Below are 12,992 nucleotides of genomic sequence, written 5' to 3'. Positions count from 1 at the left end.
GCAACTAATAAACCCAGTCTTGTCGCATGAATTAGACGATTTACCCGAACCGAGTTAAGTAATTAGCTGCACTGAGTAGAATGACAATCATGTCTACCTTAAGAGGATGTATCATGAAGTGGTTAAAAAGTCTTGCGCTGATGAGTGCAATGGTTATAAGCGTGGTAGCTCAGGCCAGTCCTGCTGCCATCAAACATCAGTTTACTGCGCAAACCAAGGCTGATGCCAAAGTGTCAGTGTTACTGGTTGGCGCCAATCAAACGGCACAGGTGACAGGCTGGAGTGCGGATACGCAAGCCATGGTTAGTGCTGCATTAGCAGCTAAAGATTTTACCGGAGCCCCACAGCAAATCGTTGAGATACTTGCACCGGTTGGTTTAGCCAGCGAGCGTTTACTAGTTGCTGGAGTGGGTGATAGCGAGAGCTTTAACCGCGTTGCCGCCGAGAAGCTTGGAGCCGCCTTATGGAGCTATTTACCTGAAACCGCTGATGCAAAGCATGCCGTGAGCGTGGATGCTCGGTTGCTCAACAATGCCAACTTAGTTGCCGCTATCGCACATGGCATGGATCTGCGAGATTACCGTTTTGATCGCTATAAAAGCAATCCTGCAAAAACCGAAGTTAGACACGTGCAATGGGCGGTAAACCAAGTCCCGTCCGTAGCAGACCATTACGCTGACTATGCGGCTATCGCTGGCGGCGTATTCATGGCTCGTGACATCATCAACTTGCCTGGCGGAGATGGTTATCCACAGGCCATCGCTGAGATGGTGGAAAAAGCGGTCAAGCCGCTAGGAATTAAGGTGACGGTGCTTAATCCTCGTCAAGTTGAACGAGCCGGCATGGGAGCTCTTTACGGCGTAAGCAAAGGGAGTGAGCATAAGGCTTATCTGCTGGCTCTACAATGGCAGGGCAGCAAAGATGCACCTATTGCCTTGGTGGGTAAAGGGAACACGTTTGATACGGGTGGCTATAACTTAAAAACGTCATCAGCATCTATTTTACGGATGCAAACCGATAAAGCGGGCGGCGGCGCAGTGATTGGTGCGGTGATGGCGTTAGCGGGCCAGAAAGCTCCAGTAAACGTTGTAGCGGTGGTGCCGTTATCGCATAACTTAATCTCAGGATCAGCGCTGTTACCGGGTGATGTGGTTACCGCAGGTGATGGTACTCGGATTGAAGTTGCTAACACCGATGCCGAAGGTCGACTTATTTTGGCTGATGGTATCTGGTATGCGCGTGATAAGTTCAAACCTCGCGTCATTGCGGATATTGCTACTTTAACCGGCTCGAAAGTGGGCGCTTTAGGCACAGCTTATTCAGCTGTATTTACGGAGCAAGACGATGTTTTGCGTAGTATGCAACAAGCCGGTGAAGCAACCGCAGAATTGGTCTGGCAATTACCCCTAGGGCCATATCCAGGGATCATTAAAAGTAACCTAGCTGATATTGCCAACGTCGGTTCACCGGGTGCTCAGGCGGGTGCAGTATTTTTACAACACTTTGCTAAAGATACCCCATTTATTCACATTGATATGGCAGGAAATGCGTATAGCACGAGTGCGAATGGCATCCACCCTGCTGGCGGGAATGGTTACGGTGTGCGCCTACTGACTGAGTGGGTAAAAATCTACGCCGATATAGCTGAATAATCTGAAAGCCACTACTGAAAAGTAGTGGCTTTTTTTATCGTCCTGTTAAACCAAGACGCTGTTAGGTATGTTGCGTAAGCTATTTTTGCGCATCTAGATAGCTATCAATCACGTCTGTGATACTCGTATCGGTAGGTGTTACCTTGCTCACAAAACTTGATACTTGGCTGCCATCAGCGGCCACGATGTACTTATGAAAATTCCATTGTGGGCTTTGCTGTGCGGCAGCACTTAAGGCTTGAAACACCGGGTTAGCATCACTACCGCGTACCGGGCTTGTAGCCATCATAGGGAAAGTAACGCCAAAATTCACAAAACAGACATCGGCAGTTTCAGCCTCGTCATTATGCTCTTGCATAAAGCTATCTGACGGAAAGCCAAGGATCACGAAATCTTCGTCTTTATAGCGCTTATATAAGGCTTCTAAATCTTCAAACTGGCCGGTGTATCCGCACTTGCTAGCGGTGTTAACCACCATCACCACTTTATCTTTCGTTAACTCACACAAGTCGTGAGAGTTCTTGCTATGTAAACCACGCAGCTCATGGTTAAACACAGCTAAGCAGCCGTCACTCCCTGTACTAAACTGGTCACTTGCTTGAGCACTAGGAATGATGTGTTTGGCTGGCTCGCCCGGTAGCGCAAATAACACCACGGCACCCACGACAGCTCCTGCAATGGCAAGAGATACCCCTTTTACTGCTGTTTTTAGACGAATTGCCATAACCTGTAACTCCAAGAGAGTGTTCAATATTCTGTGTCAGCCAAATTTTCATAAATCTATGTGGCCATCCAGTCGACCTTCAAAGTGGATGGTTAGCTGAGACAATGTCAGGTTCCAGTTCTGCACCGGATGTGACCAGCGCTCAGTTGCTTTTAACATACCCGCGTACAGTAGCTTAAGCAAGCTGCTCTCATTGCTAAAACCGCCTTTGGTTTTGGTCAGTTTTCTGAACTGGCGGTGTACCGCCTCAACGGCATTGGTTGTGTAGATAACGGTCCGAACATAGTCGGGGTATTTAAAATACGCTGAGAGTGTCGCCCATTTATTGCGCCAGGATTGAATAACGATGGGATACTTATCCCCCCATTTGGCTTCTAAATCATCCAACGCGCTCTCGGCAGCGGATAGTGTCGCGGCTTTATACACGCATTTCAAATCGGCCATGAAGGCTTTCTGATTTTTGCTGGCAACGTACTTCATCGAGTTGCGAATTTGATGGATGATGCAGTGTTGCACCTCGGTTTTCGGGTAGATGCTTTCTATGGCTTCGGGAAAGCCTTTTAAGCCGTCTACGCAGGCAATCAGAATATCCTGAACGCCTCGATTATGTAGATCGGTCAACACACTTAGCCAGTGATGAGCGCCTTCTGACTCGGATAAATAAAGCCCCAGAAGCTCTTTTTTACCGTCAATATTGAGGCCAAGAATGGTATAAACAGCTTTGCTGATAAAACGCCCATTCTCTTTGATTTTATAGTGAATGGCATCGAGCCATACAATGGGGTAAACCGCTTCTAAAGGCCGTTCACGCCATGCCTGAAGCTCCGGCAGAAGCTTATCCGTGACGGTATTAATGGTGCCGTTTGAGACATGAATGCCGTACAGATCTTCAATGTACATGCGAATGTCTTGATAGCTGGTTCCAAGCGAAAACAATGCAATAATTTTACGCTCCAGCTCATCGGTTAAATGCGTCTGATGTTTTTTAACCAGTTGCGGCTCAAACGAGCCGGCTCTGTCGCGGGGCGTATCTAATTCAAAGCTGCCGGCAGGACTCTTGACTGTTTTTGACGTCGAACCGTTCTTGCGGTTAGATTGCTCTTTATCACTGAGATGCTCTTCAAGCTCAGCCTGCATCGCGGCTTCGGTGAGTTGTTTGATAAGCGGTGTCAGGATGCCGTCTTTGCCGGTGAGGTCTTTGCCTTCACGCAACTGCTTTAAAGCGGCATCCATGTCGAAATTGGTTTTGGTCATATGTCATCTCTTTTTTGTTTAGTTTAACGAAATGACACAGAATTCTGAACACTACTGCGTGAAGACTTGGTTAGCCGGTTTTGACTTTGAAATAAAAGTTATCGCTCGCATTCCTTAAACCTTTTGTATTCCTGATCGATCGGTTGTTTACAAAAGGCTTTTATAAACAGCTCCACCAATTCCATATAAGAAGCCGCTCATTCGAGCGGCTTTTTTGTGCAAAAAACAAAACCTAACCCGCTATTTATCTTTGCTCGAAAAATTCTCCCTCAGCGAGTTAACCCAGCTTGAAAATTTATGTATTAAGTCACCGCCTTTACCCAGCAGTTCCCTTAGCTCTTCTTCAAAGTGCGTTTGCTTTTTCTCCTCCGGTTCGGGCAGCGGCGGCAGTATGTGGGCAAAGTAGGTTTTGTCGAGTAAGCGATGCAACATACGCTCGCCAATAAAAGGCTTATTGCTATTGAGCGCTCTGGCACCTTTTATAATGTTGCGAATATCGTATTGGGTGGGGCTTATATCCGGCACCTGTTTGGGAATATTCAGCAGCTTATACACACCAATACGGGCGGTGCGAATGGAGGCTTCCATGGTGAATATTATGTCATTGCGAGTTTCTACAAATTGCCCCACTAGGCCTAAATTGGTGCAGCCGTCAGGCACTACTCTGGGTCTGTCGCCTGCTGCTCTGGGCATAAACTGGGCGGTAATGTAAGGCATAAGCGCAATGCGTATTTTGGTGTTGGCTATAACCTCATCTAACTGGTCTTCAATACCCAGATGATGGCAAAGCTCGGTCAGAATTTCTTTGCCGGTACATTCCGGCATAGTTTTGTTAATACGGTTGCCTTGCTTATCCATCAATAGACCATAAACCCACAAAACTAAGGTATCGTCTGGTTGGTCGGGGAAGTGAGGTTGGCGATTACAGGTAACACTTAACAGCCAGTTGGAGTCAGTAAAAGTCACTATGCCGCCGGTTACGGTTCGACCGGAGTATGGGTCGTTTACTGATAAGGTTTTCAGTTTATCGACAAGGGGGGAGGGCTTGCAGGTAAGGGTGGCCGACTCCCATATAGACTTGTCTACGTCACCATAAAATTTTTCTGGCTTACCGAAAACAGGAGATTTCTTGGCGAGGTTCTTCCATAAGTTCCAGCCACTTTCGCTACCCGGGTCATGCCTTTCACAGTTAATCTCCGGGGCATCATCCATACCGGCATAAGCCGTCTGTTCAGTCATTGATCCGGTGAGGGCGAACACTAAATCATTCTTGCCAACTTCAATATATTGCTCTTCACCTTTAACAACGGCCTGAATTCCGGTTACCGTCTTGTTGTCTCCGGTAAAGCTCATATCAAGGTCATCTACTCTGGCTTCAAAGGTAAATTTCACTCCTTTTTCACGCAGAAAATTGGTCAGTGGCTTTATAAAGGTGTCGTACTGATTGTATTTAGGGAAAAGCAGAACAGACATGTCACCAAAGCCGTCAATTGAGTCCAGAAAACGATGCAAATAGAGCTTGGTTTCCAACAGGCTGTGGCAGTTTTTAAAAGCAAACATAGTACGGAATAAAAACCAGAAGTTGCTTTGTAAAAAGCCTTCACTGAAATATTCCTCAATGCTTGTGTCGTCTAACTCTTCCTTGCGTTTCAGCATTAAGCGGATAAGTTCCCATTGCTGAGATTTACTCAGCCCCATGTCTTCTGAGTCAAGGATCTCGCCGGACTTGTTAATTAAACGGGCCTTAGAGTAATTTGGGTCGTTGTCGTTTATCATTCGGTATTCATCGAGAACAGAATACTCTTCGGGAAGTTCAAGGGAGGGAATGTCCTGGAATAGATCCCAGAGGGTGTCGTAGTTCCAGTTCATTTCACGACCACCGCGAATGATGTAACCGTCTTCGGGGTTACCCGCACCATCCATAGAGCCGCCTTCTACACTCATTTCTTCTAAAATAGTGATATTTTCGGCGGGCATATGACCATCGCGAATTAAATAAAATGCCGCGGCAAGCCCCCCGACACCACCACCAATTATCCACGCTTTACGCTTTTCGACTCCTGGAGTTGGTAAGGTTTTATGACGCGAATAGGGCGATATAAAATCCCCCGGTGGCAAAGTGTTAAGCGGTTTATGGCACCAAAAACCGCCTGTTGCGTCAGGCTCATGTTCAAAACCCTCTGGTGCGGTTGCCGAGATATCAAATTTCGCAATTGTCTTTTTAGCCATTACGGATTCCTTCCTTTACTGAATAGAAATACTTGCTGTTCTCGCTGACACCCTTAGTGATATTGCGAACGGCACTTTTAGTATAGTTGAATCGCCATCTTAGTAAATTAATGCGAATAATTTTGCTAGCAGTTATAGTCATTACCACTCTTCTTTTTACCACGTTGAGTTTTAATGACTTTAGAAACATTTGCACACAGTTTAATCAGCTTTATTGATAGCAGCATTGCAGCAATATGGAATAATTGTACTTTACTGATGACAACCCATCATTCTTATAAAAATAAGTTGCTCACCAAAGCAAGGACCTGTTACATGCAAATTAAAGTGGAACAAGTGGTTAAAGACTATGCAACCGTGCGAGCGGTTGATGCAGTCAGCTTAACCGCAGTTGGAGGCGAAATTCTCGCGTTACTTGGGCCCAACGGGGCCGGCAAATCATCTTTAGTACGAATGATGGTGGGATTAACCCGGCCAGATAGTGGTAGCATTCACTACTTCAGCGATGCTAATCGCGGGCAAGCAGCTCAATTACAAACCAGCGATTTTGGCTATTTACCAGAGGATCGAGGGCTGTATCAAGATCGCACCTTGCTTGATAACTTGCGGTATATAGCAAGCTTACGCGGGCTTCCTAAAGCTACCGCGGCAGCAAACATTGATCACTGGTTAGCAAGATTCAGTTTAACTGAGCGGGCCAAAGAGCCCATGCGTCAGTTATCGAAGGGAAATCAGCAGAAGGTACAATTAATCGCTACCTTGTTGCATCACCCCAAATTGGTTGTACTGGATGAGCCCTTTTCGGGTTTGGATCCGGTTAACCAAGAATTTGTGTTAACCGTATTAGACGAACTCAAACGGCAGGGCTGTACTGTGATTCTTAGCGCGCACCAAATGGCTTTGGTAGAGCGCATGGCCGATAAATTAGTCCTGATGAACAAAGGCCGAGTGATCGCTCAAGGCAGCTTGGCAGAAGTGCGTAAGCAATTACAGCAGCAGCATAGTCTAGAGGTCGCATTTACCCAGCCGGTCACTATCCCTCAATTACAAGCTTTGGTAGGTGTGACCCAAGTAACTCAAGTGGATGAATACAGCTATCGCTTGGTTTGTACCGAGCAGCTGGTTGCTGCAGACTTACTACAGCAACTGCAACAGCTGGCGCCAGTAAAACAATTTAGTCCGCAGCAACAAAACCTTCACGAACTTTATCTTCAGGCGGTGCAAGCATGAATCGATGGCAACATATCTTACGCATTGGCGGATTTGAATTTCGGCGCTTCTTTAAATGGAAGCAAGAGGTTTTTTCATTAGTATTGATGGGAGTGCTGTTCGCTATTTCAATAGGTTGGGGACAACTTAAAGTTGCCTTAGAAGAGACCCATCAAGTTGCAGTCGTGGCGCCTCTGACCATGCCAGAACTAGAGAACATTACTTGGGTGCCGGCCTCGAACACCAGTCAAGCTATGACAGAGCTGGGAACAACTTATGCTGGGGTACTGACAATAACCGCTGATGCCGAGCAAGGTTACCTCGCTGAGTTGGCAGTATTAAGTAACGCTGGTTGGCAAGACCGTATGAGTCAGGCCATAAGTAGTTATTTGCAACAGCAGAAGCTCAATGACCTCGCTTTGAATGAGGAGCAGATCGCCTTTTTAAATCAACCGCCAAGTTTTGTGGTGGCAGTGCAAAACCAAGATCGGGCGCGAAGCTCTGCCAATAAAGCCTTACCCACGCTAATTCTGGTAAGCATCATGGTTGCTGTATTTGGTAGTTTTGGTCTGATGATGACGGCCATTACGCAAGAAAAACAACAGCGTGTTACTGAACAGTTGCTCACCTTAATTACCCCGAGCCAATGGATGGATGGCAAGATTCTTGGTATTACGCTGCACTGTTTGAAAAGCATGGCCACAATTTTAATCTTGATTGTGTTGGTGGTGTTAGTGATGAGTGTGGTGGCTGGCGATGCGATGACGTATCCAGAAGTGAGCTGGCAGTTGTTTGTCGCTACGACGTTATTTGCTCTGCTAGGCTTAGCTATGATTAATGCGATGATGGCAGGTTTTGCCGCTACTATTGATGATCCTAATCATTCAGGGCGTAGCGCCATGATGCTGATTCCTGCGTTGTTCGTTGGTGCGGGCTTTGGTGTGATGGATACCCCGCAAGGGTTATTGGCACAAATCTTAAGTTGGTTTCCGTTAACGAGCTTTGCGGTGATGCCTATTCGTGTCGCTGATGGCGGTGTTGCTTGGTGGGAATGGAGCGGTAGTTTAGTGGTGTTGTTCTTAACCACCTATATTATTCGTTCAGCAGCAGTAAGATTATTTACGTTAGGCATTACCATGTACGGCAAAGAACCATCGTGGCGATCCATGGGTCGAGCGCTTATCGGCCGCTGATCTTAAACCGCCGTTGCAGGGTATATTGAAGCTACCGCAAACATCGCAACCGGTATAAGGTAGTTATTGGTTATGTTACACATGGATTTTTCGCAACGCGTGGTGATTGATACCCATGCACAGGCTTGGCAACCAAGTCCAGCCGCAGGGGTGGAACGGAAATTACTAGAACGCGAAGAAGCTGAACGAGGGCGAGCCAGCAGCATTGTAAGATATGCTGCTGGGGCGCGTTTCAATACTCATCAACACCCATTAGGTGAAGAAATTCTGGTGCTTGAGGGTGTCTTCTCAGATGAAAACGGAGATTACCCAGCTGGTACCTACATTCGTAATCCGCCAGGGTCCGCTCATGCACCCTACAGCGAGCAGGGCTGTACTTTATTGGTAAAACTCCATCAATTTGATCCTGCCGATCTCGCCTCCGTGCGAATTCAAACCCAAACTGGGCAATGGTTGCCAGGGCAAGGCGGCTTAAAGGTGATGCCACTACATAGTTTTGCCACGCAGCACACAGCTTTAGTCAAATGGCCAGCGGGAGAGGTGTTTAAACCTCATCGTCACTTTGGTGGTGAAGAAATTTTCGTATTAACCGGAGAGTTTATGGATGAACATGGTCGCTATCCAGCGGGCTGCTGGCTGCGTAGCCCGCACATGAGCCAACACACGCCTTTTGTTGAGCAAGAAACCATCATCTTAGTTAAAACGGGCCATTTACCCTTAGCTGATGAGTCAGCAAAAGTTACAGCAATGAGGTTGTTAGAATGAATCAGTGGGATGAACGTTACAGTAAAGAAGATTATCACTACGGTACCGAACCGAATGACTTTTTACGAGACCATGCCGCAAGCCTATTGGAGCATGGAAAACAGCCAGCTAACATCCTTTGCTTAGCCGATGGTGAGGGGCGTAACAGTGTCTATTTAGCTAAGTTAGGTGCTCATGCAACGGCTTTAGATATTTCACAAGTTGGTTTGCAGAAAGCGCAGCGCTTGGCGCAAGCTGAGCAGGTTACCATTACCACTGAGTGGGCTGACTTGAGTAAAACAGAGCTTCCAGAACAGGCATATGATGGTGTCGTCATGATTTTTTGTCATTTACCCCGTGCCCATCGTCCTTTCTTGTACGAGCAGATAGCAAAAACTCTCAAGCCCGGCGGTTGGTTTCTGGCCGAATGTTACACTCCTGCTCAGCTAGGGCGGGGTACAGGCGGCCCACCAAGTGCAGACCTTATGCTAACAGCAGCAGAGTTTTATGAAGCTTTTCAAAGCTTTGAGGTTACCCATAGCCAGGAGCTAGTACGTTCGCTACATGAAGGAACTGGCCACACAGGTGCTGGTGCGGTGTGTCAGTTTATTGCTTTTAAACCTGCTTAACATAGGGCAATAAAAGCGCTTATATTGGGCTAGTAACAGGCGTATAATTTATGCACTTGTTCCTAGCCTTATTAGCTCTCATGGATACCCAGCATATTATTATCGTCGGTGGTGGTGCCGGCGGCCTCGAGTTAGCCACCAAACTTGGCAAGAAGTACCGTAATAATAAAAAGATTTCGGTCACTTTAATCGACCGCAATCTAACCCATGTCTGGAAACCGCTACTTCATGAAGTAGCAGCGGGCGCGCTTGATGCAGACATTGATGGTGTCGATTATCGGGTTCAGGCTGCTCACGCTGGTTTTAACTTCTTACCAGGTGAATTGAATGATATCGATACAACCGCACGTTTAATTAAACTCGCTGCTATTACTGATGATCAAGGACAGCAAATCGTTGCTGCCCGTGAGCTGCCATATAGCACACTGGTATTAGCCATTGGCTCCGTCACCAATGATTTCGGTACCAAAGGTGCCGGTCAGCATTGTTACTTCCTAGATAGTGTCAAACAAGCGGTGCGTTTTCACCATCGCCTCATGAATAAATTCTTATCGCTGCAAGCTGAGCGCTATCCACGTCCTTTAAAAGTAGCCATCGTGGGCGGTGGAGCGACCGGAGTTGAGCTTTCTGCTGAGTTATTTAAATCAGCAGAACTGATTAGGTCGTATGGGTTTGCTGACTTTGAGTTAAATAAACTGCAAATCACCTTGGTTGAAGCCGGACCACGTATTTTACCGGCGCTACCGGAGCGTATTGCCGCAGCTGCGCAACAGGAGCTAGAAAAATTAGGCGTACGTATTTGTGATAATACGCAAGTGGTTGAAGTAACAGACCAAGGCTTGGTCACTAAATCAGGCGAACTCATCGAGGCTAGTATTAAAGTATGGGCAGCTGGTGTAAAGGCCCCCGATTTTCTTGCCAAATTACCAGGTTTTGAAACCAATCGAGCCAATCAGATAGTGGTTAAGCCGACCTTGCAAGCCAGCACCAATGACGATGTTTTTGTGATAGGTGATTGTGCAGCATTTACCCAAGCTGATGGGTCTAGGGTTCCACCACGAGCACAGTCTGCGCATCAGATGGCGGCCACCGCCTATACCAATATTGTTGCTAAGCAAAAGCATAAACCCTTACGTACTTTTGTCTACAAAGATCATGGTTCATTGGTGTCGTTATCAAGCTACACCGCAGTTGGTAGTCTGATGGGGAACTTAACCAAAGGTGCCATGAAGGTTGAGGGCTGGTTGGCGCGTATCATGTACAAGAGTTTGTATCGTATGCATCAAGTGGCGGTACATGGCTATTTTAAAACCTTCTTATTTATGCTGATCAAGGGCTTAAGTCGACGGTTGCGGCCGCGCTTGAAGCTACATTAATCAGGGTTGAGTGCTTGCTACTCAGCTAGTACAGGTTAAACTGGCAATCTCGCTCATAAAACTCTATGTTTAAACATAAAGTTATCGACAAGAGATTGCCAATGCCCGCGAATCAGATACTGTCACGTTACTGCGTTACCCAACATGTCCAGCAGGTAAACCCTAATGACTCGGTACCCACCAGGGTGCTCTTCGGGCATGGCTTTGGTTGCGATCAGCTTATTTGGACCCCGCTGCTGGCCGAATTACCTTCATCAATAGCCCCCGTTACCTTTGATTTTTGCGGCTGCGGTCGTTCTGACTTTAGTTATTATGATGCTGAAACCTATTCAAGTTTCACCGGCTATGTCAACGATCTTATTGCAGTCATTGAAGCGCTTGAGTGCGGCCCTATTCATTATGTCGGGCATTCCGTTGGTGGCATGATAGGCATGCTCGCATCCATCAAGCGACCTGACTTATTTCGCCAGATTATTGCGATTGGGCCTTCTCCGCGCTATTTGGATACTGATAATTATCAGGGCGGCTTCAAGTTAGATGAGATTAACGAGCTATTGAGTTTAATGGAGCGTAATCATTTTGAATGGGCTGGCTATTTGGCGCCGATTGTGATGAAAAATAGTCACCGACCAGAATTGAGTGAGCAATTGCGACAGAGTTTTGCTAACGCCGATCCAGCAATCTCAAGACGCTTTGCTGAATTGGTTTTTTTGAGTGACAACCGTTCACTACTACCACAAATTACCGTGCCCGTGAGTATCTTATATTGCGACGTTGATGTGATTGTACCTACTGCTGTGATTGATTATATGGCAGCTAGAATTCCCCATTGCGATACTGCAAAAATCGGCTGCAGTGGCCACTATCCCCATGTTAGTTCACCGCAATTAGTGCGCGATAAGATCATTGAGTGCCTCTTGAGATGACAAGTACTGTGTCTGATTTTTTTAATCCACAACAGGTGCCAGTAGGATTATTGGCAATCAACGCCGAGCGCCAAATAGTAGATATCAACCAGCCTTTATTAGAGTTACTTGCCTACCAAGTAAATGAGCTAATGGGGCAGTCGATTGATAAGCTGTTCTCGGGTGCTGGGAAACTGTTTTTTTTGACGCATGTTTTTCCGCTGATGCAGCATCAAGGTACCGTTGAAGAGATGTACCTTCGTTTAAAAGATAAACAAAATAATGAATTGCCAGTATTAGTGAACGCCGTCAAATTACCCGCAGCGAACAATGGCTTTGTTATGGTGTTACTGCCGATTCACCGGCGCTTTATCTTTGAAGACCAGCTAGTAGCAGCAAAAAAGGAAGCTGAGCGTGCGCTACGAGAGAAGCAACTGGTGGTGGCAGAATTAGAGCGTGCGCGGGTTGAACTAGAACACAAACATCAGCAATTAACTGAACTAAATAAACAGTTAGAACGTTTAGCAACCACAGACTCATTAACCCAACTGGCAAATCGACGCACCTTTGAGCAGCAATTAGAGCTTGAGTTGGAAAAGGTAAAACGTGGCTATGCCAGTGCTGCGTTGCTGGTGATGGATATCGATCATTTTAAATCGATAAACGATAATTTTGGGCATGCTGAGGGCGATGTTGTGTTACGGCGGATGGGACAAGTCTTAGCCGAGCAGACGCGTGCTATCGATACGGTTGCCCGCATTGGTGGTGAAGAGTTTGCATTGATTGTAAGCGGGGCAAGTTTGGCTGAAGCTGAACAAGCCGCACAGCGCATTCGCGAACTGGTTGAACAGACTGGTTGGGCTCATGGTCAGGTCACCATGAGTATTGGGGTGACCAGTATGCTTGTAGAGGATGATTTAGTAGCGGTCTTGCAACGTGCTGATCGAGCTCTTTATGAGGCGAAGCATAAGGGCCGTAACCGCGTTGAAGTTTCTGCTGAGAATTAAGAACTAGAGTATTGATAACAACGCCTTAGAGGTGCATGTGCGAAACGGAGAGTTAATTCAACAGCTTGCT

Annotated in this window: 11 protein-coding genes; 8 read left to right on the top strand and 3 right to left on the bottom strand. The window is 46.7% G+C overall.

All coding sequences use genetic code 11. From position 1 onward, the window contains the following. Nucleotides 1-113 precede the first annotated feature (113 nt). On the top strand, nt 114-1,652 hold the full coding sequence (locus NOG12_RS06140; RefSeq protein WP_313932730.1) for a leucyl aminopeptidase family protein: 1,539 nt from the start codon (nt 114-116) through the stop codon (nt 1,650-1,652). A gap of 79 nt (nt 1,653-1,731) precedes the next feature. Here the strand turns inward: NOG12_RS06140 and NOG12_RS06135 are convergent, their stop codons facing one another. The 3 genes from NOG12_RS06135 to NOG12_RS06125 all read right to left on the bottom strand — a co-directional run bounded on the left by NOG12_RS06135 (nt 1,732) and on the right by NOG12_RS06125 (nt 5,859). Beyond that, nucleotides 1,732-2,376, bottom strand: a complete 645-nt coding sequence (locus tag NOG12_RS06135; protein WP_313932729.1) for a glutathione peroxidase — start codon at nt 2,374-2,376, stop codon at nt 1,732-1,734. 48 nt (nt 2,377-2,424) lie between these two features. Then, entirely contained in the window at nt 2,425-3,630 is a 1,206-nt protein-coding gene (locus NOG12_RS06130) for an IS256 family transposase (RefSeq protein WP_313932728.1), read from the bottom strand. Nucleotides 3,631-3,870: 240 nt separating this feature from the next. Then, nucleotides 3,871-5,859: an oleate hydratase gene (locus NOG12_RS06125; RefSeq protein WP_110075648.1), complete on the bottom strand. Its 1,989-nt coding sequence runs from the start codon at nt 5,857-5,859 to the stop codon at nt 3,871-3,873. Between the two features lie 315 nt (nt 5,860-6,174). Here NOG12_RS06125 and NOG12_RS06120 point away from each other — a divergent pair, with 315 nt between their 5' ends. From NOG12_RS06120 to NOG12_RS06090, 7 genes are all read left to right on the top strand, one after another. Beyond that, on the top strand, nt 6,175-7,089 hold the full coding sequence (locus NOG12_RS06120; RefSeq protein WP_110075647.1) for an ABC transporter ATP-binding protein: 915 nt from the start codon (nt 6,175-6,177) through the stop codon (nt 7,087-7,089). Continuing rightward, nucleotides 7,086-8,261: an ABC transporter permease gene (locus tag NOG12_RS06115; protein ID WP_110075646.1), complete on the top strand. Its 1,176-nt coding sequence runs from the start codon at nt 7,086-7,088 to the stop codon at nt 8,259-8,261. The genes NOG12_RS06120 and NOG12_RS06115 overlap by 4 nt, the downstream gene beginning before the upstream one ends. A 72-nt stretch (nt 8,262-8,333) precedes the next feature. Then, the gene (locus NOG12_RS06110; RefSeq protein ID WP_153826587.1) at nt 8,334-9,026 is read left to right on the top strand and encodes a cupin domain-containing protein; all 693 of its coding nucleotides are present in this window, start codon (nt 8,334-8,336) and stop codon (nt 9,024-9,026) included. Further along, nucleotides 9,023-9,634: an SAM-dependent methyltransferase gene (locus tag NOG12_RS06105; protein ID WP_110075644.1), complete on the top strand. Its 612-nt coding sequence runs from the start codon at nt 9,023-9,025 to the stop codon at nt 9,632-9,634. The genes NOG12_RS06110 and NOG12_RS06105 overlap by 4 nt, the downstream gene beginning before the upstream one ends. 50 nt (nt 9,635-9,684) lie before the next feature. Next, the gene (locus NOG12_RS06100; RefSeq protein ID WP_313932727.1) at nt 9,685-11,010 is read left to right on the top strand and encodes an NAD(P)/FAD-dependent oxidoreductase; all 1,326 of its coding nucleotides are present in this window, start codon (nt 9,685-9,687) and stop codon (nt 11,008-11,010) included. Nucleotides 11,011-11,111: 101 nt separating this feature from the next. Further along, complete coding sequence (locus tag NOG12_RS06095) at nt 11,112-11,936, top strand: alpha/beta fold hydrolase (protein WP_162014515.1); 825 nt, start codon at nt 11,112-11,114, stop codon at nt 11,934-11,936. After that, a complete protein-coding gene (locus NOG12_RS06090; RefSeq protein ID WP_313932726.1) occupies nt 11,933-12,922 on the top strand; it encodes a sensor domain-containing diguanylate cyclase in 990 nt (329 codons plus the stop codon). The genes NOG12_RS06095 and NOG12_RS06090 overlap by 4 nt, the downstream gene beginning before the upstream one ends. Nucleotides 12,923-12,992: the final 70 nt, after the last annotated feature.

Source organism: Pseudidiomarina fusca, from assembly GCF_032227045.1.
GTDB lineage: Bacteria > Pseudomonadota > Gammaproteobacteria > Enterobacterales > Alteromonadaceae > Pseudidiomarina > Pseudidiomarina fusca.
This window is presented reverse-complemented; position numbering and strand designations above follow the sequence as displayed.

Coding starts and splice junctions, on each gene's coding strand:
- NOG12_RS06140 (WP_313932730.1), top strand. CDS start 114: ATGAAGTGGTTAAAAAGTCTTGCGCTGATGAGTGCAATGGTTATAAGC.
- NOG12_RS06135 (WP_313932729.1), bottom strand. CDS start 2,376: ATGGCAATTCGTCTAAAAACAGCAGTAAAAGGGGTATCTCTTGCCATT.
- NOG12_RS06130 (WP_313932728.1), bottom strand. CDS start 3,630: ATGACCAAAACCAATTTCGACATGGATGCCGCTTTAAAGCAGTTGCGT.
- NOG12_RS06125 (WP_110075648.1), bottom strand. CDS start 5,859: ATGGCTAAAAAGACAATTGCGAAATTTGATATCTCGGCAACCGCACCA.
- NOG12_RS06120 (WP_110075647.1), top strand. CDS start 6,175: ATGCAAATTAAAGTGGAACAAGTGGTTAAAGACTATGCAACCGTGCGA.
- NOG12_RS06115 (WP_110075646.1), top strand. CDS start 7,086: ATGAATCGATGGCAACATATCTTACGCATTGGCGGATTTGAATTTCGG.
- NOG12_RS06110 (WP_153826587.1), top strand. CDS start 8,334: ATGTTACACATGGATTTTTCGCAACGCGTGGTGATTGATACCCATGCA.
- NOG12_RS06105 (WP_110075644.1), top strand. CDS start 9,023: ATGAATCAGTGGGATGAACGTTACAGTAAAGAAGATTATCACTACGGT.
- NOG12_RS06100 (WP_313932727.1), top strand. CDS start 9,685: ATGCACTTGTTCCTAGCCTTATTAGCTCTCATGGATACCCAGCATATT.
- NOG12_RS06095 (WP_162014515.1), top strand. CDS start 11,112: ATGCCCGCGAATCAGATACTGTCACGTTACTGCGTTACCCAACATGTC.
- NOG12_RS06090 (WP_313932726.1), top strand. CDS start 11,933: ATGACAAGTACTGTGTCTGATTTTTTTAATCCACAACAGGTGCCAGTA.